The sequence below is a fragment of the Aquitalea magnusonii genome, from assembly GCF_002217795.2.
GTDB lineage: Bacteria > Pseudomonadota > Gammaproteobacteria > Burkholderiales > Chromobacteriaceae > Aquitalea > Aquitalea magnusonii_B.
Genome location: NZ_AP018823.1, coordinates 4,064,159 through 4,085,936 on the forward strand (window position 1 = coordinate 4,064,159; position 21,778 = coordinate 4,085,936).

Consider the following 21,778-nt stretch of genomic DNA (forward strand, 5'->3'; position numbering starts at 1 on the left):
CCACGTATCACTACTGACATCAAAAGGACATCATGGAAGTTCAAGACATTGCCAAGCTGGCAGTCACCGCCCTGGAAGACATCAAGGGCAAAGACATTATCGAAATGGATACCTCCGCGCTGACTTCGCTGTTTCAGCGCATGATCGTGGCCACCGGCGACTCCAACCGTCAGGTCAAAGCCCTGGCCAACAATGTGGCCGTTACCCTGAAGGAAGCCGGCGTGGAGCTGGTGGGTACCGAAGGCAACGAAAGTGGCGAATGGGTGCTGGTGGATGCCGGTGACGTGGTGATTCACGTCATGCTGCCGGCCGTACGCGACTACTACGACCTGGAACAGCTATGGGGTGGCCAGAAGCCCAGCTTCACCCCGGCCGGTGGTCGTCCGTGGCAAGCCAATACCTGATAGGCCGTCCAGGCTGCATCAGTTGCGGCAGAGCAGTGGCACCCGCCCGTCTGCCGCCCTTCCCCTGTTATCTCCATCGCAGGTAACATCACGCACCTGCGCCGCACGCCGCGCTGAAGCCTTGCCATGAAAATCACCATTCTCGCCGTCGGTACCAAAATGCCGCGCTGGGTTGACGAAGCCTATAACGATTACGCCAAGCGTTTTGGCCGCGACATCAGCCTGGAACTGAAAGAAATCAAACCGGAAAAGCGTGGTGGTGGCGTCACGGCGGAAAAAGGCATTGCCGCCGAGCACGAACGGCTGATGGCGGCCATTCCGCCCCGCTGCAAGCTGGTGGTGATGGATGAACGCGGCAAGAACTGGACTTCGGTGCGACTGGCCGAAGAGCTGAAAAGCTGGATGGCGGGTGGTGATGACGTGTGCTTCATCATCGGCGGTGCCGACGGCCTGTCCGCCGAACTGAAACAGCGCGCCGACGTGCTGCTGCAATTATCGGCCATGACCCTGCCGCACGGCATGGTGCGGGTGATGCTGGGCGAGCAGATTTACCGCGCCTACTCCATCCTCAACAATCACCCCTACCACCGCGAATAAGCCCCGTGCAGGCGGCTGACAACGTTATTTAGTGCGCGTGCAGCGGCCCCGGCACAGCCGGGCCTTCCAACTAAGCACTTGATTGCGCAGCTTTTCCATCCATTCCCCACTCCCCCGCCCTTGCCTTGCCAATTGAACAAGGAAGCCTGGCTTTCCTTTCAGCAAGCGCGAGGGGTATGTCAACCATCTGCCTATCGGCTGCGCTCGGTTCGGCGACACTCAGTTGGGCGGCAACACCACGAATTCGCCATCCAGCCGCCCAGCGGCCACCTCGCCGCACTCCAGCTCCACCACCAATTGCAGCCGCGCCATGCGGCCCTTGGCCAAGGCGCCAGCCATGCGCTGCCAGACCGCATCGGCCACTGGCAGGGTGCTGGCGCTGAACGCGCCGTGCATGGCCTTCTGATAATCCATCTGGCTACGCCGCACCATCACCTGCCCACGCACCCCCAGGGCCTGCAACTTGCGATACACCAGCAGCCAGCCCGCCAGCGTGGCCACAGCGGCCGCACTGCCGCCAAAGATGGTGGCGCAATGGTTGATGTTCGGCTCCAGCGGTGCCCACAGCGTGACGGCATCCTCTGCCGCATGACGTACTTTCACCCCCATGGCCTGTGCCAGCGGGATGGCCTGATACAGATAATCCTCGATGTCCTGGTAATGCTGCACGACAACTCCTTTGCTGCAATAAGCCTTCAGCATGCCACAGCCAGCACATCGAGGCAGCCATGGCTGCGACAAGATGTCGCAGGGTGCGGTCATGGACTTCCCTTACAATCCCTGGTTGATAACCGTTCTCATCCAGGAATCAAGCATGCAAAAGCTCGCCCTCCTCGCCCTGCTGCTGGCCGCCAGCGCACAGGCACACGTCACGCTGGAAACCCCGACTGCCGCCAGCGGCAGCTATTACAAGGCCGTGCTGAAAGTGGGCCATGGCTGTGATGGCAGCCCCACCACCGGCATCAGCGTGGAATTGCCGGCAGGCGCGCAACTGGCGCGCCCCATGCCCAAGGCCGGCTGGCAGGTGCAAGTGGAAAAGTCCGCGGTCACGCCATTCGACAACCATGGCACGCTGGTGAAGCAGGATGTCAGCCGCATCAGCTGGAGCGGTGGTAATCTGCCGGCCGATTTTTACGATGAATTCGTGTTCCAGACCCGCATTGCCGCCCAGCCGGGCAAGCTGTTCTTCAAGGTAAAGCAGCAATGCGCGCAGGGCAGCACCAACTGGGTGGAGATTCCGGCTGAAGGCCAGGATGGCCACAGCCTGAAATCCCCGGCGGCAGTGCTGCAAGTAACCGCGCCGGGCGAAGCCCATCACCACTAAGCAACACTGGCAATAAACCTGCTGCAGCGTCGCACGCCAGCTACTGTCTGCGTCGGCGCGCCTTGCCCCAGCGACGCTACGCTATCCTGTCAGCCGCGCCAAAGCACATTCCGGACACGGCGTGACAGATGACAAAATCCCCTTGCATCCATAACGGACCCAAGGGGATTTTTGCTTGATTGCAGCAGGGCTTAGCTGCGGATCAGGTAGTCAAAGGCCGACAGGCTGGCCTTGGCACCTTCGCCCATGGCGATGATGATCTGCTTGTACGGTGCTGTGGTGGCATCACCGGCAGCAAACACCCCCTCGGCCGAAGTCTGGCCCTTGGCATCCACTTCGATCTCACCGCGCGGCGACAAGGCAACGCTGCCTTTCAGCCAGTCGGTATTGGGCAGCAGGCCGATCTGCACAAAAATGCCTTCTAGCGCCACATGGTGGGTCTCCCCGGTAATGCGCTCCTGATAGCTCAGGCCGTTCACCTTCTGACCGTCGCCGGTCACTTCGGTGGTCTGGGCATTGGTGATGACGCGCACATTGGGCAGGCTGTGCAGTTTCTTCTGCAACACCGCATCGGCGCGCAGGCTGTCACCGAACTCCAGCAGGGTGACATGGGTGACGATGCCGGCCAGGTCGATGGCGGCTTCCACGCCAGAGTTACCACCGCCAATCACCGCCACACGCTTGCCCTTGAACAGCGGGCCATCGCAGTGCGGGCAGTAAGCCACGCCCTTGGCGCGGTATTCGGCTTCGCCCGGCACATTCATTTCGCGCCAGCGCGCACCGGTGGCCACAATCACCGCCTTACTCTTGAGCACGGCACCGCTTTCCAGCGTCACCTCGGCCAGTTGGCCGTTTTGCGCCGGCTTGAGCGCAGCAGCGCGTTGCAGGTTCATCACGTCCACATCGTAGGATTTGACGTGTTGTTCCAGCGCCATCGCCAGCTTGGGCCCTTCGGTTTCCTGCACCGAGATGAAGTTTTCAATCGCCAGCGTATCCAGCACCTGGCCGCCGAAACGCTCGGCCACCACACCGGTACGGATGCCCTTGCGCGCCGCATAGATGGCGGCAGCCGCGCCGGCCGGGCCACCGCCGACGATCAGCACGTCGAATGCTTCCTTGGCGGCAATCTTTTCGGCTTCACGCGCCACGGCACCGCTATCCAGCTTGGCGATGATTTCTTCCAGGCCCATGCGGCCACTGCCAAACTGTTCACCATTCAGATAGATGGCCGGTACGCCCATGATCTGACGCTCGGTAACTTCCTGCTGGAACACACCGCCATCAATCATCACGCTACGCACATTGGGGTTGAGCACTGCCATCAGGTTGACGGCTTGTACCACGTCCGGGCAGTTGTGGCAGCTTAGCGAGACAAACACTTCAAACTGGTAGCTGCCTTGCAGGCCGCGAATCTGGGCAATGGTGTCCTCGTCCACCTTGGGCGGATGGCCACCGGTTTGCAGCAGAGCCAGCACCAGCGAGGTGAATTCGTGGCCCATCGGGATACCGGCAAACTCGATACGGCCAGCTTCACCGGGGCGGGCGATGGCAAAGGACGGGCGACGCGCGGCCTGGCCATTGCTGTTCAGCGTTACCTTGGGCGACAGGCTGGCAATGTCTTGCAGCAGGCTGAACATTTCCTGCGCCTTGGCGCTGTCATCCAGGCTGGCAATCAGTTCGATCGGCTGCTGCAGTTTTTCCAGGTAGGCGGTCAGTTGGGTCTTGATGGTGGTGTCGAGCATGGGAATATCCTCAGGCAATTGCACTGGCAAGCTCATGCGCTGCCAACAGCTTGCCGCTGCAATCGGGTGGTAGGGAGACGGGCCGCTGGCTGCGGCCCGGAGGCCGTACCGCAGTACGCGGCACGGCAGGCTGCATTGGCTTAGATTTTGCCAACCAGATCCAGCGACGGAGCCAGGGTGGCTTCGCCTTCTTTCCACTTGGCCGGGCATACTTCACCCGGGTGGCTGGCTACGTACTGGGCGGCCTTTACCTTGCGCAGCAGTTCGCTGGCGTCACGGCCAATGCCACCGGCGTTGATTTCGATGATCTGGATCTTGCCTTGCGGGTCGATCACGAAAGTACCGCGTTCGGCCAGGCCGGCTTCTTCAATCATCACGCCGAAGTTGCGGCTGATGATGCCGGTCGGGTCGCCAATCATCGGGTAGTTGATCTTGCCGATGGTTTCCGAGCTGTCGTGCCAGGCTTTGTGGGTGAAGTGGGTGTCGGTGGATACCGAGTAGATTTCCACGCCCAGCTTGGAGAATTCGGCGTAGTTGTCAGCCAGGTCGCCCAGTTCGGTCGGGCAGACAAAGGTGAAGTCAGCCGGGTAGAAGAACACTACCGACCATTTGCCTTTCAGGTCGGCGTCGCTGACATCGATGAATTTGCCATTGTGAAAAGCGGTAGCCTTGAACGGTTTGACTTCGGTATTGATCAGCGATACGGACATGTGTAGCTCCTTCAGGTGAAAGTGGATTTGCTGCTTGCTGCATTAGCGATTTGATGGAGGCTATCTTATGCGGGACGAATCAATTGATCCACTTGATTGTTTAAATGTTAAAAATAGAATTTTCCTATCGATCTAAATCAAACCACTCCAGATAACGACAAGAAACCGATGTTTGTGGTGGGGAATGATCAGAACTGTGGCCACCACACCACGGCCAGACAGCAAAAAGCCGCCCAATCAGGCGGCTTTTCCGGGGATTGCCCACTATTTATTCAGCTTTTGTTGAAAAAGCCCTGCAACAAGCCCAGCCCCTGCGACAACAGATCACCACCTTGCGGCAACTGGCCATCCGGCGTCAGCTTGTCCACGGCTTGCGGCAGGTAATCTGCCAGGCCCTGGCTGAGCTGTTGCGGGCCCAGGCCAAACTGCTGCGCCAGCGCGCCAAGCTGCTCGCTGCCTAGCAACTGCTGGATTTGCTCGGCTGATACCGGCAGGTTGCTGCCGCTGCCCACCCAGGACGACACCAGCTCGCCCATGCCGCCGCTATTGAACTTTTCCAGCAGGCCGGCCAACCCGCCATTTTGTTCCATCAATGCCGCCACGGCACCACTCACACCACCGCTTTCACCACCCAGCAAGCTACCCAGCTGATCAAACAGGCTCATGTTTCGTCCTTTCACGGAAAAACGGTTTAAAATGTCTTCAACAAACTTTACTTGCAAAATAGCATAGAAAAATCAGTACAATAGCGCGTTCTTTACCCATTCTTACTGCCATTTCCAGCCCAATGCGATTATTTCATGCTGCCCTGGCCTTGCTGGCCTGCCTGTTTGCCAACAACGTACACGCCGATCTTTATGGTTTTGTGGACGAGCAGGGCCAGGTACATCTCGCCAATCGCCAGCTTGACGAACGCTACCAGCTCTACCAGAAAAGCATGCTGCCCGGCAGCGGCAGCAACGCCGCACTGGACGATGCCACCACCCCTGGCCTGGGTGCCACGCTAAGCCACGATAACCGCTTGCCGGTAGCCGCGGCAGCGCGTACCGACGGACTGAAAAGTGTGAGTGCGCCGGCTTACAACTCCAAGCTGGCTTCGCAGTACAAGCATCTGATCGACCAGACCGCGCGCGAGTTCAAACTGGATGCCGACCTGTTGCATTCCATCGTTACCGTGGAGTCCGGTTACAATCCGCAGGCGGTCTCCCCCAAGGGTGCCATCGGCCTGATGCAGGTGATTCCGGCGACTGGTGAACGCTTTGGCGTCAGCCGGCTGGATGACCCGCGACAAAACCTGCGTGCCGGTGCCCGCTATCTGCGTTTTCTGCTCAGCCAGTTCAACAATGACCTGCCACTGGTGATTGCCGCCTACAATGCTGGCGAAGGGGCGGTACAGAAGTATCGCAATACCATCCCCCCTTACGACGAAACCCGTGATTACGTGGCCAAGGTGCTGGCCTCCTACGAAAAGCGTACCGGGCAGGTCTATATCGGTCATCCGCGTGGCCCTCGCCGCATCAAGGCCATGATCCTGCCAGGCAGCATCAGCCCTCCCCAAGCAGCAGCGCTGTAACCATACCGCCCACCACATGACAAAGGCCTTCTTCTGAAGGCCTTTTTGCTGTCGCGCACATCAGGACTTACAACTGCACACCCAGAATCTCACCCAGCGGTTCGGCCAGATCGCGGTAGCAGGCCCGGTGATCAAACACGCCTAGAAAACCCGGATAGGCATCCGGAGCGTGCAGGATCTGGTTTGCCTTGCGGGATGAAAGCTTGTGGATGCGCAGGATGCGACCGTCCCAGTGAACCAGGCGTGCATCCTCTGCTGTCAGCAACACCTCCAGGGTTTGATGGATGATTTCAACCAGTACCACCTTGCTGCGGGTACGGTGCTCTCCAGCCGTAACAGCCGCACTGACGCCCTCGTTTTGCATCATGTTTGTTCTTTGCTTTATTGTTTAAAATGTATTAACTCTTGCTTATCATATGGCAGCATTCCAACAATCTCAATAGTTTATTAAAAGAAATTTAAACAAAAACAGAGAAACTTGGATTTGTTTAAAAAAAAACGGCCAGCTCATGCTGACCGTTTCAGATACCGATATTTTTTCTACATCATGCTGCCAATAGCAGGGCCAAACCTCGCAAGGAATGCCAGGGGTCGCCAACCGCCACCCCCTTGATCTGTTGATCGATACGCGCACATTCCGAGAGCGCCGTCATCAGCTTGCGTGGCCCAATCCGGCGCAAGGCCGGTTCCGCCAGCCGCTGCTTGTCACCCCACAAGCGCAGTTCGCGCGCCAGATCGCGCAGTTGCCGGCCATCTTTCAAACCCTGACGCAAGCGCAACAACATGCGGACATCCTCGGTAAAGGACCACAACACCAGCACCGGCGATTCGCCTTCGGCCAGCAAACCTTCCAGCATGCGCTGCACCCGTGCGCTATCACCCGACAGCCAGGATTCAGACAGATGGAACACATCAAAGCGCGCGACATTAGCCACCGCCTCGCGCAGTTGTTCCAGGCTGAGTTCCCCTGCCGGATAGAGCAAGGCCAGTTTGTCCACTTCCTGCCGTGCCGCCAGCAGATTTCCCTCCACCCGGTCGGCAAAGAAGCTCAGTGCCTCCGGCGACAACTGCTGCTGCTGCAGCTTCATGCGCCGGGCAATCCAGCCGGCCAGTTCATGACGGCCCACCGGCTTTGCCTCCACCACCACGGCGGCTTTTTCCAGTGCGGCAAACCATTTGGATTGCAACTGGGCCTTTTCCAGCCGGGGCAGGGTGATCAGGGTGATGGTGTCTTGTGGTGGTGCTGCGGCCAGTTGCTGCAGTGCCTCTGCCCCTTCCGTACCGGGTTTACCACCCGGAATGCGGATTTCCAGCAATTTGAGGCTGGCAAACAGCGATACGCTGCTCATGGATTCACGTAGCTGCGACCAGTCAAACCCCGCCTCAACGGTAAGGACTTCCCGCTCCTGATAGCCCTGGGAAGAGCTTAGCTTACGCAGCTTGTCCGCCGCCTCCAGCGCCAGCAGGGTTTCCTCGCCATGAATCAGGTAAAGCGGTGCCAGGCCCTTGGCCAGCACCGCATCCAGCGACTCAGGGCTTAGGCTGGGCATTGGCAGGCTTCAGACTCTGGCTGGCTTTGCCCGGCTGCGCCGGACGCGGCAGATAGGCCAGGCGGCGGATCAGCTGCTCGGCAGCATCGCGGCGGATATCGTTCCACAGCAGGGCTTCTTCCTGCTCCTTGCCCAGCACATCGCTATCGGAATAGTTCAGGTAGCGGCGTACCGAGATTACCATGTCCGGCTCCACCGGCACCCCGCCCAGCACGGTACGTACCGAGGCGGTATAGCTCAGCAAGTACTCGTTGACCTTGCCACCGCTGTTGATGGTGGACACTTCCCTGGCCTGGTTTTCACTCAACACACTGAGCACCGCCTCGGCCTGCTTGGGCGCGCTCAACAGCACCAGCTTTTCATTACGCGCCAACGTTTCATGCAGGATGGGTCCCAGTTTGCTGCTGCCCTCTTCCACATAGACGCTGTTAAATGGCAGCGGGCGGCTGCTGCCACCCATGCCCTTCAGGTGAAAACCGCAAGCGCTGAGCAGGAACACCAGGCTGGCCAGTGCCAGTCCGTGCAGGATTCGGTTCATGCCTGTTCTCCGTAACAGGAGCCGGTCAGGCCCAGCCCCGCCCAAGCGGGGAGGATAAGCTGACCGGCAGGATTGGTAGCCCGCCCCGTGCAGGGCGGGCCGGGGTTTACACGACGATGTTCACCAGACGACCCGGCACCACGATGATCTTCTTGGCCGATTTGCCTTCCATGAACTTCTGCACGTTTTCATGGGCCAAGGCGGTGGCTTCAATCACATCCTTGGCCGCATCGGCTGCCACAGTGATGCTGCCACGCAGCTTGCCGGCCACCTGTACCATCATTTCGATTTCGCTCTTCACCAGCGCGGCCTCGTCCACCTTGGGCCAGGCTTGTTGCAGCAGCTCGCTGCCCGGCTGCAACACCGACCAGATGGCATCGGTGATGTGCGGCACGATGGGCGACAGCAGCAGGGTGACGCTTTCCAGCACTTCCTGTGCCACGGCACGGCCGGCGGCATCGCTGCGGTCGGTCTTGTCGTAGGTGTTCAGCAGTTCCATCACTGCGGCAATGGCGGTGTTGAACTGCTGGCGACGGCCATAGTCGTCGGCCACTTTCTGGATGGTGCTGTGCAGCTTGAAGCGCAGTTCCTTCTGGCTGGCATTCAGCTCGCCACCGGCATAAGCGGCCACCACACCGGCGTCGGCATGTTCCTTGGCCAGTTTCCACAGGCGCTTGAGGAAGCGGAAGGCACCTTCCACACCAGCGTCGGACCATTCCAGGCTTTGCTCCGGCGGGGCGGCAAACATCATGAACAGGCGCGCGGTATCGGCACCGTATTTCTCGATGAATTCCTGCGGGTCCACGCCGTTGTTCTTGGACTTGGACATTTTCTCCACGCCGCCCACCACCACCGGCAGGCCATCCACACGATGGGTGGCACCGGTAATCTTGCCCTTGGCGTCACGTTCCAGCACCACGTCTTGCGGGGCGATCCAGTCCTTGCTGCCGTTGGGCAGCTCGCGGTAGAAGGTTTCGCAGATAACCATGCCCTGGGTCAGCAGGCTCTTGAACGGCTCGTCGCTGGATACCAGGCCTTCGTCACGCATCAGCTTGTGGAAGAAACGTGCGTACAACAGGTGCAAGATGGCGTGTTCGATACCACCGACGTATTGGTCCACTTGCAGCCAGTAATCAGCCGCTGCCTTGTCCAGCATGGCGGTGTCGCACTTGGGGCTGGCGTAGCGGGCGTAGTACCAGCTGGATTCCACAAAGGTATCCATGGTGTCGGTTTCGCGCTTGGCGGCACCGCCACACTTGGGGCAACTGGTTTCGTAGAATTCCGGCATTCTGGCCAGCGGCGAACCGGCACCGTCCGGAATCACGTTTTCCGGCAGCACCACCGGCAGGTCTTTTTCCGGCACCGGCACATCGCCGCAAGTCGGGCAATGGATGATGGGAATCGGGCAACCCCAGTAACGCTGACGGGAGATGCCCCAGTCGCGCAGGCGGTACTGGGTTTTCTTCTGACCGGCAGCCTTGGCTTCCAGATCACCGACGATGGCATCAAAGGCCTCGCTGAACGACTTGCCGTCGTACTTGCCGCTGTTGACGGTGCGTACGCTGTCGTCCTTGGCGGCATACCAGTCCTGCCAGTTGCTGGCGTCGAAATCGTTGTCGCCAGCCACCTTGGCATACACTTGCAGCAACGGCAGGCGGTATTTGTTGGCAAATTCGAAGTCGCGCTCGTCATGCGCCGGCACGGCCATCACCGCGCCTTCGCCATAACCCCACAGCACATAGTTGGCTACCCACACCGGCAGCTTGGCACCGGTCAGCGGATGGATGACGAACAGGCCGGTGTCCATGCCCTTCTTTTCCATCTTGGCCACGTCGGCCTCGGCCACGGAGCCTGCCTTGCATTCGGCGATGAAAGCCTGCAAGGCCGGATTATTGGCCGCGGCCTGGGTGGCCAGCGGGTGTTCCGCCGCCACGGCAACGTAAGTTGCGCCCATCAGGGTATCCGGACGGGTGGTGTACACCTTCAGTTCGCCGCCATGGCCGATGCTGTCCTGGTCGTAGGCAAACACCACGTCGGAGCCGTGGCTCTTGCCGATCCAGTTTTTCTGCATGGTCTTGACCTGTTCCGGCCAGCCATCCAGCGTATCCAGGCTGGTAAGCAGTTCGTCGGCATACTTGGTGATGGCGAAGTAGTACATCGGAATTTCGCGCTTTTCCACCACGGCACCAGAGCGCCAGCCACGGCCGTCCACCACTTGCTCGTTGGCCAGTACGGTCTGGTCCACCGGGTCCCAGTTCACCACGCCGTTTTTCTTGTAGATCACGCCTTTTTCAAACAGGCGGGTAAACAGCCACTGCTCCCAGCGGTAGTAGTCCGGCTTGCAGGTGGCCAGCTCGCGCTCCCAGTCCAGGGCAAAGCCCAGGCTGTCCAGCTGCGTCTTCATGTAGTCGATGTTGGCATAGGTCCAGGCCGCCGGAGCGCCACCGTTTTTCATGGCGGCGTTTTCGGCCGGCAGACCGAAGGCGTCCCAGCCCATCGGTTGCAACACGTTAAAGCCTTGCAGGCGCTTGAAGCGGGCCAGTACGTCGGTAATGGTGTAGTTGCGCACATGGCCCATGTGCAGCTTGCCGGACGGATAGGGGAACATCGACAGGGCGTAGTACTTGGGGCGGCTGGCGTCTTCGACGGCCTTGAAGGCGGCAGTGCGCTGCCATTTTTGTTGCGCTGCGGCTTCGACTTCGCGCGGGCTGTAGGTTTCTTGCATGGTGATCTTTGTCTGGAATGGCTTGAAAACAAAAGGGCGGACTGCCCAAGTCCCCGCCTGGCAGGGCAGCTTGGGCAGTCCGTCGCAAATTCAATCGGCCCATTATAGCGGCCAGAGGGCCTTGCCGATAAGAGCCGCACAAAAACAAAAGCTTGGCTGCAGACGGCATCAACGCCATCCCGGCAAGCAGAAAGCCGCGGCAGCGGCAAGCTGCGGGCATGTCAGGGGCCGGTTTGGCGGGTAATGGCCGGCAATGTTTGCATCAATTTACGGCAGCGAGGACTACAGACTCAGTCCACCCGGTGTTTGAAGGACTCTAACTGCTGCATCAGTACGCTCAGAATGCCGTCTTCCCACAGCGAATGGCCAGCCACCTCCACCAGATGGAACGCCGCCTCCGGCCAGTGCTGCGCCAGCTCACAGGCGGTCACCGGCGGACAGACCAGATCGTAACGGCCCTGCACAATAACCGCTGGCAAATGACGAATGCGCTCCACCTGCTGCAACAACTGCCCCTCGGGCAGGAAGATGTGGTTGACGAAATAATGAGCCTCAAGCCGCGCCAGCGACAGGGCAACATACTCGCTGCTGGCGCGGGCGATGGCTTCGGGGCGCTGTCGGATCGCCACGCACGCCGCCTCGTAACGCCCCCAACTGCGGCATGCCGGCAAGTGTACTGCCGGATCCGGGTCACACAGGCGGCGGTAATATGCCTGCAGCAGGTCCTGCCGCTCGTCCTGCGGGATAGGCGCGACAAAACGCTGCCATTCCTCCGGGTAGAACTGGCCCATCCCGTGGAGGAACCAGTCGATTTCACTCTGCCGTCCCAGGAAGATGCCACGCAGGATCAGGCCCTGCACCCGTTGTGGATGCGCCTGGGCATAAGCCAGCGCCAGCGTGCTGCCCCAGGAGCCACCGAACACCAACCAGCGTTCTATGCCCAAATGCACGCGCAGGCGTTCGATATCCGCCACCAGGTGCAAGGTGGTGTTGTCGCGCAGCTCGCCACGCGGCACCGAGCGGCCACTGCCGCGCTGGTCAAACAGCACGGCCCGATAAAAACCCGGATCAAACAACTGGCGGCTGGCTGGCGCACAGCCATCGCCAGGGCCTCCATGCAGGTAGAGTACCGGCTGGCCATCGGGCCGGCCGCATTGCTCCCAGTACATCTGGTGCAGCGCATCCAGCGGCAACATACCGCTGGCGTAGGGCGTAATCGGCGGATAGAGCATCAGCATCCTTGTCAGATTGGCATGGGAGCAAACTGCGGCGGCAGGGCCGGGTTCAGCACAGTTGGCTGGTGATGTAATCCCACTCGGCCTGCGTCACGGGTGTGATCGATAGCCGATTGCCGCGCTTGAGCACCAGCATCTGCTCCAGCGGCGGATGCTGACGCAGCAAGGCGGAGCTCAGCAGCGGGGTCTTGCGCACGAAACGCACATCCACACACTGCCAGCGCGGGGCATCAGGCCTCGAGCGGGCATCGAAATACGGACTGGCCGGATCAAACTGGCTGGAGTCGGCATGCGCCGGCCCCACCACCTCGGCCAGCCCGGCAATGCCTGGCTCGGCACAGCCGGAATGCCAGAACAGTACGCCATCACCCGGCTGCATCTGGTCTCGCATGAAGTTGCGCGCCTGGTAATTACGCACCCCGGTCCACTCGAATGCCCGCTCGGGGGCTGCCATCAGGTCGTCAATCGATGTCTCGTCCGGTTCGGACTTCATCAGCCAATAGCGCATGGGAAATGTCTGTTAATGAATGGAAGCTTGGCTTAACAATTTACGCCATCTTGCGGCGACTGTGCTCGATTATGCTTGGAAGCAGATAAACACCTTGGCCGTCAGGCCCTTGTTCACCGGAGAAAATCATGAAAAGCCTGTTGATTGGCGTCTTGCTGGCCAGTGCATTGAGCGCCTGCGTGGTGGTACCACCACGGGTTGCCTATCGACCAGAAGTCGTTGTCCCGGTGGTTGTCGTCCCGGCCTATGGCTATGGTCACCACTGGGGTCACTAAACCGCCTCCGGCAGCATGCGCACTACCCGGCACAGCCTCCGTCAGGAGGCTTTGGCACCCTGGTCACGGGCAAAACGATGCAGGCCGGATTCGGTCAGCAGATAATCCAGCTGTACATCCCAGGCTTCACGCGGCACCTGCGGCACCCGCTGGCAATCGTAAGCCACGCCCACCAGCAAGGGCTTGCCGTAACGGCGTGACCGCTGCCGGAAGGCCAGGCTGCTGTCGTAAAAGCCACCGCCCTGCCCCATGCGATAGCCGTCTTCATCCACCGCCAGCAATGGCACTAGCAAAACATCCAGTTTTTCTGCCCGCAAGCAGGGGCCATCAAACTCCACGATGCCGTAGCGCGCATGCCGGTACCAGCTTCCACTGGCGGTCAGCCGCGAGAACCACATGCGCCGGCCACGGGCGGGAATCTGCGGCAGCCATACGCTGGCACCACGCTGCAGGGCGGTACTGAGCAGGATTTCCACATCCAGCTCCGAGCCTGCCGCCAGATAGCCACCAATACGCCGTCCACGTTGCAGCAAACGATTGGCATGGCGCGCCACCGCGCGCATGGCCTGTGCGCGGTAGGCAGGCGTCAAGGCCATGCGCTGACGACGCACGGCCTTGCGCAGGGCAATCTTGTCGGTGACGGCAGTGTCGGGAGTGGGCATGGCGCAAGCCTGACAATGAAAAACAAATGAAAACGACCCGGAGCAAGATGCGCCGGGTCGTGGAAGGGAGACCCCCGCGAGTGTCGTTTGGGCATAATTCGCTTGTACCCTGTTTCCAGGGGGGGCCACCTGCCAGCCACTTCGGGCGCATCCGCAAGGGACGCGACACACCTGTGACTCACGCTGGCGGCCAGAAGCGAACGCATTGGTACAAAGGAATTGTTAGCCTTCACGAACACCGCAGGGGATAAGCTGATCTGGGTGTCTGCCAGTTCCTGCCTGAGCGTAAGAAATCAGAACAGGGCTTGCTGGCTTTCGCGTAGCGCCGTATCGGCTGCTTCGCTCATATTGCGTATTTTACGCTGGAACGAGGCCATTTCCAAGCCCTCTCCCACTTTGGTGCGTAACAAATCGTGTGCAATGTTCAGTGCCGCCATGATGGCAATCTTGTCGGCATCCATCACCTTGCCGTGCTGCTGGATCAAATCGACCTTGCCTTGCAGCAGGCGCACCGCCTCCAGCAGGGTTTCACGCTCGTCCGTCGGGGTGCCGATGGTGAAATGACGGCCGAGCAGCTCAATCTCGACCTGTACGATATCGCTCATTCTGCCTCTCCTTCAGCCTGCTCCGGCACATCTGCCTTGGGCAAACGCTCCACCAGCGCGGCCACGCGGCTGCGTGTCTCATTCACGCGGAAATTCAGCTCGGCGTTTTCTTTCAGCGCTTCTGCCAGCGCCTGGGCAAAACGACCGTTCTGGGTTTCCAGTTCCTTGATGCGGGCAATGAGGGCCTGCACGCGGGATTCGAGGTATTCCAGTTCCTTGTCCATGGCGGCGAGGATAACGGCCAGCCCGGTCAGCGTCAAACCCGACCGGGTCTTGCTGTATCCGACATGGCACACCCGCCATGCCGACAGCGGGCATCAGCCGCCCTTGAGTACCAGCGGCAAGCCGCAGGCCACCAGCGTCACACGCTGGCATCGGGCCGCGACATCCTGGTTCAACCGGCCCAAGAGATCGCCATACTGGCGCGCCACGCGGCTCATCGGCATCACACCCCAGCCGATTTCATTGCTGACGAGCAGCAGCCGGCCCTGTATTGCATCAATGGCTTCCAGCAGCCATTGCCGCTCCTGGACGAAGTCCATTTCATCAAACTGGTCATCGCTGCGAAAAAAACGCATCAGCCACATGCCCAGGCAATCCACCAGCAGCAGGCCATCCTCCTGATCCTGCCCCAGAATCAGCTCGGCCAGGCCGCGTTCGGCCTCCAGCACCTGCCAGTGTGGCGGACGTTGCAGGCGATGCAAACGGACGCGCTCGGCAAACTCGGCATCCCGGACTTCCGCAGTCGCCACATAGTGGACCGGGCCGTCATGCTGCATGGCCAGTTGCTCGGCATAGCGGCTTTTACCAGAACGGGAACCGCCAGTGATCAGATGCGTCATGAAGCTGCACTCCTGTGGGCCGGAACTGCGCCGACCCGGGCCAGATAGAATAGGTGACAGCCTGGCTGCCACCGCTGCCATTGCGGCAGGACAAGGCGGCGATTATACGCCACACCGTGCGGCAAACCCGGATCTTTGCCATGCCGGCTCTTGATATGCAGCAAGCAATGCCAATGCCTTGCCGGCATTCGGCTTGCCGTGCCGCCCCCCATGTCTTAGAGTCCCGCACTAGTCCATGCCAACCAGAGAAATTGCATCATGACCCAGGCCATCGCCCTTCCTGTCCACGCTTTTCATGAAGCCGCCCTGCAACGCCAGAATTCGCTGACCAAACCGGCCGGCAGTCTGGGCGTGCTGGAAACGGTGGCCTGCCGCTTTGCCGCCTGGCAGGGCCAGAGCATTCCGGCAGCGCTGCAGCCGGCCATCACCGTGTTTGCCGGTGACCATGGCGTGACAGCCGAGGGGGTATCCGCTTATCCGTCCATCGTGACCGGTGAAATGGTAAAGAACTTTGCCGCCGGTGGCGCTGCCATCTGTGTGCTGGCGCGCGCCATTTCTGCCCGACTGGAAGTGGTGGACGTGGGCGTGCTCAACCCGCTGCCGGAACTGCCCATCGTGCAGGCCAAGGTGGCCGCCGGTACTGCCAACCTGGCAGTGCAGGCCGCCATGACGGCAGAGCAGTGCGCTGCCGCGCTGGAAGTGGGCCGCGCGGCGGCACGGCGTGCCGTGGATCAAGGTGCTAATCTGCTGATTGCCGGCGACATGGGCATTGGCAACACCACACCATCGGCTGCGCTGATCTGCCGCCTGACTGGGCATAGCGTGGACAGCATCGTCGGACGGGGAACCGGCATTGACGATGCCGGCCTCGTCAACAAGCGCCGCGCCGTGCAACAGGGCCTGGACCGCCTGCATGACAAGCCATTGGATGGCACGGCGGTACTGGCCGAGCTGGGTGGGCTGGAAATCGCCGCCATGGCCGGTTTTTATCTGCAAGGTGCGGCACTGGGTGTGCCCTCGCTGGTGGATGGTTTCATTGCCAGCGCGGCGGCGCTGGCTGCCCGTGCCATCGATCCCGCCGTGGCTGATTGGCTGCTGGCCAGCCATTGTTCGGAAGAAACCGGCCACAAGCTGGCACTGGAAGCCCTGCAACTGAGCCCGCTGGTGGCGCTGGGCATGCGCCTGGGTGAAGGCTCGGGCGCAGCCGCCTGCGTGCCCCTGCTGCAACTGGCCATCAAGCTGCATGCCGAAATGGCTACTTTTGCCCAGGCTGGCGTTACGGAAAAGGACTGAAGCCGCATGAACCCTTACACGCTCACCCTGCTGCGCCATGGCGAGATTGATCACGATGGCCGGCTGATTGGCCGTACCGACCTGCCGCTGAACGATCTGGGCTGCGAGCAGATGAGCCGCAGCTGGCAAAGACTGAACCAACTGGCCCCCGTCACCAGCATGGCCACTTCACCCTTGCAGCGCTGCCGCGAGTTTGCCGTGCATCAGGCGCTGCATGGCTCGCTGCCGCTCAAGGTGGACGAGCGCTTTGCCGAATTCGATTTTGGCGATTGGGACGGCATGTCGCGCGAGGTGCTGTACCGTCAGCAGCCGGACTGGGGCAGTCGGGTGGCTGCCGGCGAACTGACCCCACCGGGCGGTGAAAGCTATGTGATGTTCCGCACCCGGGTGCTGAGCGGGTTTAGCGAGTGGATCCAGACCGCACGCGGCAGCCACCGGGTTTTGGTGTGTCACGGCGGTGTGATTACCGCCTTGCTGGCCGAGCTGCTGGGCACCGAATTTGCAGTGGCCAAGCTGATGACGGTGCAACGTGGCGGCTTTGCCCAGCTATCCATCCTTGAAGGCCACCCGGCCTACCTGATGCATCTGGAAAGTCCGGGCGACGCATGAAACCGGCCAGCAACGCGCCATCTGCACGCTGGTGGCAGGGCCTGATCCTGGCCATCCAGTTTCTCACCCGGCTGCCTACCCCGCAGCTGCGTAGCTTCCACCCGGAGTGGCTGGCAGCCAGCGCGCGCTGGTTTGCCCCGGTTGGTTTGTTGCTGGGCAGCCTGCTGTACTTGGCCGTATGGCTGGGTAGCCGGCATGATCCCTGGCTTGGCGCATTGCTCGGGCTGCTGCTGTGGATTGCCATCACCGGCGGGCTGCACCTGGACGGCCTGGCCGACCTGAGCGATGCCATGGGGGCTGCGCATCGCTCGCGTGAGCGCTTTTTCGAGGTACTGAAAGACCCGCACCTGGGCAGTTTTGGCGTGATCGCACTGATCTGCGCCATCATCAGCAAGCTGGTATTACTGATGTTGCTGGCCAAACAGCCCGCGCAGTGGGCCAGCCTGCTGCTGATCCCGGCCTGGGCACGGCTATTTGCGCTGTTCTGGTCTGCCACCCTGCCCGCGCTGGCCCCCGGTAGCGGTGAGCGCGTTGCCGGACAAGCACAATGGCCGCTTCAGCTCATTAGCCTGCTGGCCTTGCTGGGGCTGTCTGCCTGGCTGGCTCCCCCGCTGCTGCTGGCCCCGCTGGCCGCGCTGCTGTGGCGTGGCTGGCTCAAGCGCAAGCTGGGCGGCATGACCGGCGATTGCCTGGGCGCCGGCATCGAGGTATGTGAAATCCTGCTGCTGGGACTGTCCTTGCTGCCCATCGCGGTGTGATCCCGCGGTAAAAGACCTGCCATCAATCTGTCATGGCACGGTGATGTGCTTGCCAGATACTGCCGGCATCCGCACAGGGAGAGTCACACATGCAGCTGGATATCTCGCACGACCCGGCACGGCTGGACCGCGCCATGATTCTGCACTTCCTTAGCACCCAGGCTCACTGGGCTGGCGGCATGGATGCGGCACTGCTGGAAAAGGCGATACGGCATTCATTGATCATCGCCGCCTATCATCAGGACCGGCAGATCGGTTTTGCCCGGGTGATTACCGACTATGCCAGTTTTGCCTATTTGTCTGACGTCTTCGTGCTGCCCGACTGGCGCGGCCATGGCGTGGGACAGGCCATGATCAGGGCCGCCATCACCCACCCCGAGCTGCAGCAATTGCGCCGCTTCCTGCTGGTATCGCGTGATGCGCGCAGCTTTTACCGTCGACTGGGCTTCGCGCCCTTGCAGCATGGTGAACGCTATATGGAACTGCGGCGGGCAGCACAGGCCGCCGCGGGATGGCGCTGGCCGTTTGGCCGCCGCAGCCGCCCGGCCACCGCACAGGCGGCCTGATCAGGGCAGCAGGTCGGGCCGCGCACCCGGATGCTGCTTGACCACACTCCAGGGCAGCACGCTCCACGCCGGGTACTCGCAGGCACGTGCCACGCGGGCAAAGGATGGCCCCAGGTATAAGCCCTGCGGCGTGGCATACCAGCTGACAAACTGCCATACCTGCGGATCGCTGTAGCCACAGTCATCCTCATTGCCCGGCTTGATCTGCGCCGGATGCAGACGCGTCATGGCGTTCACCAGCCACGGGGCCAGCACGCTTTCTTCGTACTGGTAGTCGGCGCGCTCACCGTTTGCTTTGCGTGCCAACTGCGGCTTGCCCTTGCCTGCCCACAGCAGGTCTTCCAGTTGCAGCGGCTTGCCGCTGGCCACCTCCAGGGTCAGCGGATTGTCGCCAAAATCCGGATGGGCACCACCACAGTAATAGCTGGTAAAAATGCTGACGCTCAGCAGTTTGTTGCTCAGCAGATGGGGCGTGACGGTCTGCTCGAAGTCTGCGCCGCTGTTGCGGCTGCCGCCTAGCTGGCAGTCAAAATAGCTGGCCACTTCCTGCCACTGGCGCTCGGCCAGCAACTGGTTGATGCGCTGCAGGCTGGCCTGTGGATAACCATCCAGCACGCGGAACAGGCGGATCTTGCTCACCGGCTCGTCCCACCACTGCAGGGTGTGGCCCTGCACCCGCTCCCGCTTGCCGGGCTTGAGCGGCAGATCCACCATGCGCAGATAGTCGTAGCCGGAACGCTGGCGCACCGGATTGAGCGCGGCATCGCTGCTGGCCGGCCACTGTGCCGCTGCATAGGGTGTCAGGCTGACCGGCACCGGCTTGCTGGCCTTGGGACCATGCCATGCCCCTACCCAGCCACCGTTTTGCGGGCGCAGGGTGATGTCATTGCGCTGTTCGTCATAGCGCAGGTTCTCGCCCAGTTGCAAGCTGCCATCGGCCTGGCGCTGGCCGCTCAAGGCAATGTCGCGATGATGCTTGCGGTAAAAATAGCGGCCTTCCACCTGGCCATCCGTTGCAATGTCCAGCTCCATCACCACCGCCGCCTGCCCCACCTTGCCTTGCAGCAACTGCGGCGCAGCCAGCACCGCCTGCGCCACCAGCAACAGCAGCAAGCCACTGGTCTTGTACATCATGTGTTCTCCCCCTTGCAGCGAAACAGTATTGCGCCACCATGGCACGACGGTTAAGTACTGCACAGAATGGCTGCAGCGTATAGCCAGCGGTCATTCTGCTCCCTATTCTGCTGTTGGCGGACATATCATCCACCATCGGGCAGTGGCGTTGCCAAACCAGCCTGCTTGCGCTACAGATTAGAACAGGCAAGGCAGTTACCACCACCCCGACCGGGGCATGGCATACAAGGGAATCAGGACATGAGTCTGCCGGGCAATTATCTGGATGGCCACAGCCATGCCGGCAAGGCCGTGATGCTGCAGCGTGATGCGCATCATCTGGTGTTTACCGATGGCGTACATACCCACCGCTATCCTGCACACAGCGTAAAGTTTCTGGCTGGCGCATCGGGCCTGCCCGACCAGTTGCAACTGCCCGATGGCGGGGTGATCGAAGTGGCCAGCGCCTATGGTTGCCAGCACCTGACCCGGCGGCAGCCACTGCCTGCGCGGCTGCTGGAGTGGCTGCAACATGGCTGGCCCTGGCTGCGGCTGTTGCTGCTGGCGCTGGTGGCCGCCGCACTATGGGGTGGTTATCGCAACGGGCTGCCCTGGCTGGCCGCCGAGGCAGCCCGCCGCACGCCGGTGACGGTTGAGCAAGAGATGGCCAGCGCCAGCCTGAAGCTGCTGGAAAAAACCAGCGGCCTGCGCCCCTCGCAACTATCACCAGCCCGCCAGGACAGCTTGCAGAAATTGCTGTTGCAAGCCGTGCCCCACACCAGCCGCTACCACTACCAGCTACGGCTGGTGGATGCGCGGGAGCTGGGTCCGGACATCATCCCCTTGCCCGCCGGCCTGGTGGTAATGAGCGACCAACTGGTAAAACGCGCCCGCAGCGACGACGAACTGTTTGCCATGCTGGCACATGCGGTCGGCCACATCGAAGCGCGGCACGGCCTACGCGGACTGATCCGCACCGGCGGGCCGTCGCTGGCCGTCAGCCTGTTTACCGGAGACAGCAGCACCCTGCAGGCCGTGGCCCCTATCATGCTGGCGGATATGAAATACAGTGCCGAGTTCGAGCACGAGGCCGATGTACAGGCACGCCGGACACTGGCAGCCCGCGGCCTGTCTCCCTGTTTGTCCGCCGCCTTGCTGGCCAGACTGGACGGTCCGGACCACGCGGCGGCCAACCTGCTGTCCGCTCATCCGGGCGATCCGGCCGCCAGCGCCGACATGGCCCGGCAGTGCGCTCCGGCAAGCTGACTAGTGCGGCTCCTGGCGGTGCTGCCACCAGCGCCAGCGCAGACGCATGTCATACCATACCGGGCGCAGGCCCAGACCAAACAGCAACAACGCCAGCGGCAGGGTAAAGGAATAGCCCAGATGCTTGAAGCCCAAGGCCCCCACCACCCCGCCCAGAAAAAAGGCGGACAGAATCATGCCATACACCCACAGCCGGCTGCGGTTGGATTTGATGTCCTTGATCTTTGAGCTGTGCAGATGGTTGTAATAACTCATCTTGGTCAACTCGATGCCGATATCGGTGGCGATACCCGTCATGTGGGTGGAGCGCAGCAAGCCGCCGGACAGCTTGGTGACAATGGTGTTGTGCATGCCCATGATGAAACACAGCAACATCACGGTAGGCGGGGTGAACAGGCCCTTGTGGCTGGCCAGCCCGGCCCCCAGCACGCCAAACAGCAATAGCAGGAAGGCCTCCTCCATCATGGATACCCCATAACCGCCACGCAGGCGCTGACGTCTGGCCCACAGGATCAGCCAGGTGGAGTGCATGGCACCACCGATGAAACACAGCAACATCACCAGCATGGACAGGGACAGGCCAATCTCGCCCAGCGCCAGATCATCGGCCATGCCGGAGACGATGCCGGACACATGCGAGGTGTAACGGTTTACTGCCAGGAAACCACCGGCATTCAGTGCGCCGGCGATGAAGGCCATGGAGCCGCCCAACTGGCGCAACACGCGGTCATTGAAGGAGCCGCGGTCCAGCAGGCGGGTGATATTGCTTGAGCGTCGGGACATAGCGAACCATGAAAAAACGGCAAGGCGGGACACCCCGCCATTGCCGTTCATCATCCATCCAGCACCGGCTTGCTGACAAGCCTGATTTCCGCCGCGCTTG

General features: G+C 61.2%; 26 protein-coding genes. 10 read left to right on the top strand and 16 right to left on the bottom strand.

Annotation, left to right across the window (positions count from 1 at the left end; all coding sequences use genetic code 11):
• Positions 1-32: 32 nt before the first annotated feature.
• A complete protein-coding gene (gene rsfS, locus DLM_RS19010; protein WP_089082548.1) occupies positions 33-404 on the top strand; it encodes a ribosome silencing factor in 372 nt (123 codons plus the stop codon).
• A gap of 126 nt (positions 405-530) precedes the next feature.
• Entirely contained in the window at positions 531-1,001 is a 471-nt protein-coding gene (gene rlmH / locus DLM_RS19015; protein ID WP_089082547.1) for a 23S rRNA (pseudouridine(1915)-N(3))-methyltransferase RlmH, read from the top strand.
• Positions 1,002-1,220: 219 nt separating this feature from the next.
• Here rlmH and DLM_RS19020 read toward each other — a convergent pair whose 3' ends face one another.
• Positions 1,221-1,670, bottom strand: a complete 450-nt coding sequence (locus tag DLM_RS19020; protein WP_167467167.1) for a YiiD C-terminal domain-containing protein — start codon at positions 1,668-1,670, stop codon at positions 1,221-1,223.
• A gap of 145 nt (positions 1,671-1,815) precedes the next feature.
• Here DLM_RS19020 and DLM_RS19025 point away from each other — a divergent pair, with 145 nt between their 5' ends.
• Positions 1,816-2,325, top strand: a complete 510-nt coding sequence (locus DLM_RS19025) for a YcnI family protein (RefSeq protein ID WP_089082545.1) — start codon at positions 1,816-1,818, stop codon at positions 2,323-2,325.
• A gap of 191 nt (positions 2,326-2,516) precedes the next feature.
• On the opposite strand, the gene ahpF is transcribed toward DLM_RS19025, so the two are convergent.
• The 3 genes from ahpF to DLM_RS19040 form a co-directional block, all read right to left on the bottom strand.
• Complete coding sequence (ahpF, locus tag DLM_RS19030) at positions 2,517-4,067, bottom strand: alkyl hydroperoxide reductase subunit F (protein WP_089082544.1); 1,551 nt, start codon at positions 4,065-4,067, stop codon at positions 2,517-2,519.
• A gap of 140 nt (positions 4,068-4,207) precedes the next feature.
• Positions 4,208-4,777, bottom strand: coding sequence for an alkyl hydroperoxide reductase subunit C (gene ahpC / locus DLM_RS19035; RefSeq protein WP_045845828.1), 570 nt, complete (start codon positions 4,775-4,777; stop codon positions 4,208-4,210).
• 272 nt (positions 4,778-5,049) lie between these two features.
• Positions 5,050-5,442: a YidB family protein gene (locus DLM_RS19040; protein ID WP_089082543.1), complete on the bottom strand. Its 393-nt coding sequence runs from the start codon at positions 5,440-5,442 to the stop codon at positions 5,050-5,052.
• Positions 5,443-5,564: 122 nt separating this feature from the next.
• Between DLM_RS19040 and DLM_RS19045 the strand changes: the two genes are divergently transcribed.
• On the top strand, positions 5,565-6,350 hold the full coding sequence (locus DLM_RS19045) for a lytic transglycosylase domain-containing protein (RefSeq protein ID WP_089082542.1): 786 nt from the start codon (positions 5,565-5,567) through the stop codon (positions 6,348-6,350).
• 67 nt (positions 6,351-6,417) lie between these two features.
• On the opposite strand, the gene DLM_RS19050 is transcribed toward DLM_RS19045, so the two are convergent.
• From DLM_RS19050 to DLM_RS19075, 6 genes are all read right to left on the bottom strand, one after another.
• On the bottom strand, positions 6,418-6,717 hold the full coding sequence (locus DLM_RS19050; protein WP_231959906.1) for a hypothetical protein: 300 nt from the start codon (positions 6,715-6,717) through the stop codon (positions 6,418-6,420).
• Between the two features lie 178 nt (positions 6,718-6,895).
• The gene (gene holA / locus DLM_RS19055; protein WP_089082541.1) at positions 6,896-7,900 is read right to left on the bottom strand and encodes a DNA polymerase III subunit delta; all 1,005 of its coding nucleotides are present in this window, start codon (positions 7,898-7,900) and stop codon (positions 6,896-6,898) included.
• A complete protein-coding gene (gene lptE, locus DLM_RS19060) occupies positions 7,881-8,438 on the bottom strand; it encodes an LPS assembly lipoprotein LptE (RefSeq protein WP_089082623.1) in 558 nt (185 codons plus the stop codon). Before lptE ends, holA begins: the two co-directional genes overlap by 20 nt.
• A 106-nt stretch (positions 8,439-8,544) precedes the next feature.
• Positions 8,545-11,163 carry a leucine--tRNA ligase gene (leuS, locus tag DLM_RS19065; protein ID WP_089082540.1) on the bottom strand — a complete coding sequence of 873 codons (2,619 nt, stop codon included), beginning with the start codon at positions 11,161-11,163 and terminating at the stop codon, positions 8,545-8,547.
• 290 nt (positions 11,164-11,453) lie between these two features.
• Positions 11,454-12,395 (bottom strand): prolyl aminopeptidase, encoded by a 942-nt coding sequence (gene pip, locus DLM_RS19070; RefSeq protein ID WP_089082622.1) that lies wholly within the window; start codon positions 12,393-12,395, stop codon positions 11,454-11,456.
• A 52-nt stretch (positions 12,396-12,447) separates the two neighbouring features.
• Positions 12,448-12,906 (bottom strand): EVE domain-containing protein, encoded by a 459-nt coding sequence (locus DLM_RS19075; protein WP_089082539.1) that lies wholly within the window; start codon positions 12,904-12,906, stop codon positions 12,448-12,450.
• A gap of 128 nt (positions 12,907-13,034) precedes the next feature.
• Here DLM_RS19075 and DLM_RS23440 point away from each other — a divergent pair, with 128 nt between their 5' ends.
• Positions 13,035-13,181, top strand: coding sequence for a hypothetical protein (locus tag DLM_RS23440; protein ID WP_167467168.1), 147 nt, complete (start codon positions 13,035-13,037; stop codon positions 13,179-13,181).
• A gap of 41 nt (positions 13,182-13,222) precedes the next feature.
• On the opposite strand, the gene DLM_RS19080 is transcribed toward DLM_RS23440, so the two are convergent.
• From DLM_RS19080 to cobU, 4 genes are all read right to left on the bottom strand, one after another.
• Positions 13,223-13,843: a 5-formyltetrahydrofolate cyclo-ligase gene (locus tag DLM_RS19080; RefSeq protein WP_089082538.1), complete on the bottom strand. Its 621-nt coding sequence runs from the start codon at positions 13,841-13,843 to the stop codon at positions 13,223-13,225.
• Positions 13,844-14,136: 293 nt separating this feature from the next.
• Positions 14,137-14,448, bottom strand: a complete 312-nt coding sequence (locus tag DLM_RS19085) for a cell division protein ZapA (protein WP_089082537.1) — start codon at positions 14,446-14,448, stop codon at positions 14,137-14,139.
• Positions 14,445-14,708, bottom strand: coding sequence for a hypothetical protein (locus DLM_RS19090; protein ID WP_231959907.1), 264 nt, complete (start codon positions 14,706-14,708; stop codon positions 14,445-14,447). Before DLM_RS19090 ends, DLM_RS19085 begins: the two co-directional genes overlap by 4 nt.
• 57 nt (positions 14,709-14,765) lie before the next feature.
• A complete protein-coding gene (cobU, locus tag DLM_RS19095; protein WP_089082536.1) occupies positions 14,766-15,290 on the bottom strand; it encodes a bifunctional adenosylcobinamide kinase/adenosylcobinamide-phosphate guanylyltransferase in 525 nt (174 codons plus the stop codon).
• A gap of 258 nt (positions 15,291-15,548) precedes the next feature.
• Between cobU and cobT the strand changes: the two genes are divergently transcribed.
• The 4 genes from cobT (at position 15,549) to DLM_RS19115 (ending at position 18,516) form a co-directional block, all read left to right on the top strand.
• Complete coding sequence (gene cobT, locus DLM_RS19100) at positions 15,549-16,583, top strand: nicotinate-nucleotide--dimethylbenzimidazole phosphoribosyltransferase (RefSeq protein ID WP_089082535.1); 1,035 nt, start codon at positions 15,549-15,551, stop codon at positions 16,581-16,583.
• Between the two features lie 6 nt (positions 16,584-16,589).
• Positions 16,590-17,192 carry a histidine phosphatase family protein gene (locus tag DLM_RS19105; protein WP_089082534.1) on the top strand — a complete coding sequence of 201 codons (603 nt, stop codon included), beginning with the start codon at positions 16,590-16,592 and terminating at the stop codon, positions 17,190-17,192.
• Positions 17,189-17,950 (top strand): adenosylcobinamide-GDP ribazoletransferase, encoded by a 762-nt coding sequence (gene cobS / locus DLM_RS19110; RefSeq protein ID WP_089082533.1) that lies wholly within the window; start codon positions 17,189-17,191, stop codon positions 17,948-17,950. Before DLM_RS19105 ends, cobS begins: the two co-directional genes overlap by 4 nt.
• A gap of 89 nt (positions 17,951-18,039) precedes the next feature.
• Positions 18,040-18,516 (top strand): GNAT family N-acetyltransferase, encoded by a 477-nt coding sequence (locus DLM_RS19115; RefSeq protein WP_089082532.1) that lies wholly within the window; start codon positions 18,040-18,042, stop codon positions 18,514-18,516.
• Here the strand turns inward: DLM_RS19115 and DLM_RS19120 are convergent, their stop codons facing one another.
• Positions 18,517-19,650: a hypothetical protein gene (locus DLM_RS19120; RefSeq protein WP_089082531.1), complete on the bottom strand. Its 1,134-nt coding sequence runs from the start codon at positions 19,648-19,650 to the stop codon at positions 18,517-18,519. It lies immediately after the preceding gene.
• Between the two features lie 240 nt (positions 19,651-19,890).
• Here DLM_RS19120 and DLM_RS19130 point away from each other — a divergent pair, with 240 nt between their 5' ends.
• Positions 19,891-20,895 carry a M48 family metallopeptidase gene (locus DLM_RS19130; RefSeq protein WP_119313277.1) on the top strand — a complete coding sequence of 335 codons (1,005 nt, stop codon included), beginning with the start codon at positions 19,891-19,893 and terminating at the stop codon, positions 20,893-20,895.
• Here DLM_RS19130 and DLM_RS19135 read toward each other — a convergent pair whose 3' ends face one another.
• Positions 20,896-21,678: a YoaK family protein gene (locus DLM_RS19135; RefSeq protein ID WP_089082620.1), complete on the bottom strand. Its 783-nt coding sequence runs from the start codon at positions 21,676-21,678 to the stop codon at positions 20,896-20,898.
• Positions 21,679-21,778 lie beyond the last annotated feature (100 nt).

Excerpts from the sequence above, each read along its gene's own strand:
- rsfS (WP_089082548.1), top strand. The coding sequence starts at position 33 with ATGGAAGTTCAAGACATTGCCAAGCTGGCAGTCACCGCCCTGGAAGAC.
- rlmH (WP_089082547.1), top strand. The coding sequence starts at position 531 with ATGAAAATCACCATTCTCGCCGTCGGTACCAAAATGCCGCGCTGGGTT.
- DLM_RS19025 (WP_089082545.1), top strand. The coding sequence starts at position 1,816 with ATGCAAAAGCTCGCCCTCCTCGCCCTGCTGCTGGCCGCCAGCGCACAG.
- ahpF (WP_089082544.1), bottom strand. The coding sequence starts at position 4,067 with ATGCTCGACACCACCATCAAGACCCAACTGACCGCCTACCTGGAAAAA.
- ahpC (WP_045845828.1), bottom strand. The coding sequence starts at position 4,777 with ATGTCCGTATCGCTGATCAATACCGAAGTCAAACCGTTCAAGGCTACC.
- DLM_RS19040 (WP_089082543.1), bottom strand. The coding sequence starts at position 5,442 with ATGAGCCTGTTTGATCAGCTGGGTAGCTTGCTGGGTGGTGAAAGCGGT.
- DLM_RS19045 (WP_089082542.1), top strand. The coding sequence starts at position 5,565 with ATGCGATTATTTCATGCTGCCCTGGCCTTGCTGGCCTGCCTGTTTGCC.
- DLM_RS19050 (WP_231959906.1), bottom strand. The coding sequence starts at position 6,717 with ATGATGCAAAACGAGGGCGTCAGTGCGGCTGTTACGGCTGGAGAGCAC.
- holA (WP_089082541.1), bottom strand. The coding sequence starts at position 7,900 with ATGCCCAGCCTAAGCCCTGAGTCGCTGGATGCGGTGCTGGCCAAGGGC.
- lptE (WP_089082623.1), bottom strand. The coding sequence starts at position 8,438 with ATGAACCGAATCCTGCACGGACTGGCACTGGCCAGCCTGGTGTTCCTG.
- leuS (WP_089082540.1), bottom strand. The coding sequence starts at position 11,163 with ATGCAAGAAACCTACAGCCCGCGCGAAGTCGAAGCCGCAGCGCAACAA.
- pip (WP_089082622.1), bottom strand. The coding sequence starts at position 12,395 with ATGCTCTATCCGCCGATTACGCCCTACGCCAGCGGTATGTTGCCGCTG.
- DLM_RS19075 (WP_089082539.1), bottom strand. The coding sequence starts at position 12,906 with ATGCGCTATTGGCTGATGAAGTCCGAACCGGACGAGACATCGATTGAC.
- DLM_RS23440 (WP_167467168.1), top strand. The coding sequence starts at position 13,035 with ATGAAAAGCCTGTTGATTGGCGTCTTGCTGGCCAGTGCATTGAGCGCC.
- DLM_RS19080 (WP_089082538.1), bottom strand. The coding sequence starts at position 13,843 with ATGCCCACTCCCGACACTGCCGTCACCGACAAGATTGCCCTGCGCAAG.
- DLM_RS19085 (WP_089082537.1), bottom strand. The coding sequence starts at position 14,448 with ATGAGCGATATCGTACAGGTCGAGATTGAGCTGCTCGGCCGTCATTTC.
- cobU (WP_089082536.1), bottom strand. The coding sequence starts at position 15,290 with ATGACGCATCTGATCACTGGCGGTTCCCGTTCTGGTAAAAGCCGCTAT.
- cobT (WP_089082535.1), top strand. The coding sequence starts at position 15,549 with ATGACCCAGGCCATCGCCCTTCCTGTCCACGCTTTTCATGAAGCCGCC.
- DLM_RS19105 (WP_089082534.1), top strand. The coding sequence starts at position 16,590 with ATGAACCCTTACACGCTCACCCTGCTGCGCCATGGCGAGATTGATCAC.
- cobS (WP_089082533.1), top strand. The coding sequence starts at position 17,189 with ATGAAACCGGCCAGCAACGCGCCATCTGCACGCTGGTGGCAGGGCCTG.
- DLM_RS19115 (WP_089082532.1), top strand. The coding sequence starts at position 18,040 with ATGCAGCTGGATATCTCGCACGACCCGGCACGGCTGGACCGCGCCATG.
- DLM_RS19120 (WP_089082531.1), bottom strand. The coding sequence starts at position 19,650 with ATGATGTACAAGACCAGTGGCTTGCTGCTGTTGCTGGTGGCGCAGGCG.
- DLM_RS19130 (WP_119313277.1), top strand. The coding sequence starts at position 19,891 with ATGAGTCTGCCGGGCAATTATCTGGATGGCCACAGCCATGCCGGCAAG.
- DLM_RS19135 (WP_089082620.1), bottom strand. The coding sequence starts at position 21,678 with ATGTCCCGACGCTCAAGCAATATCACCCGCCTGCTGGACCGCGGCTCC.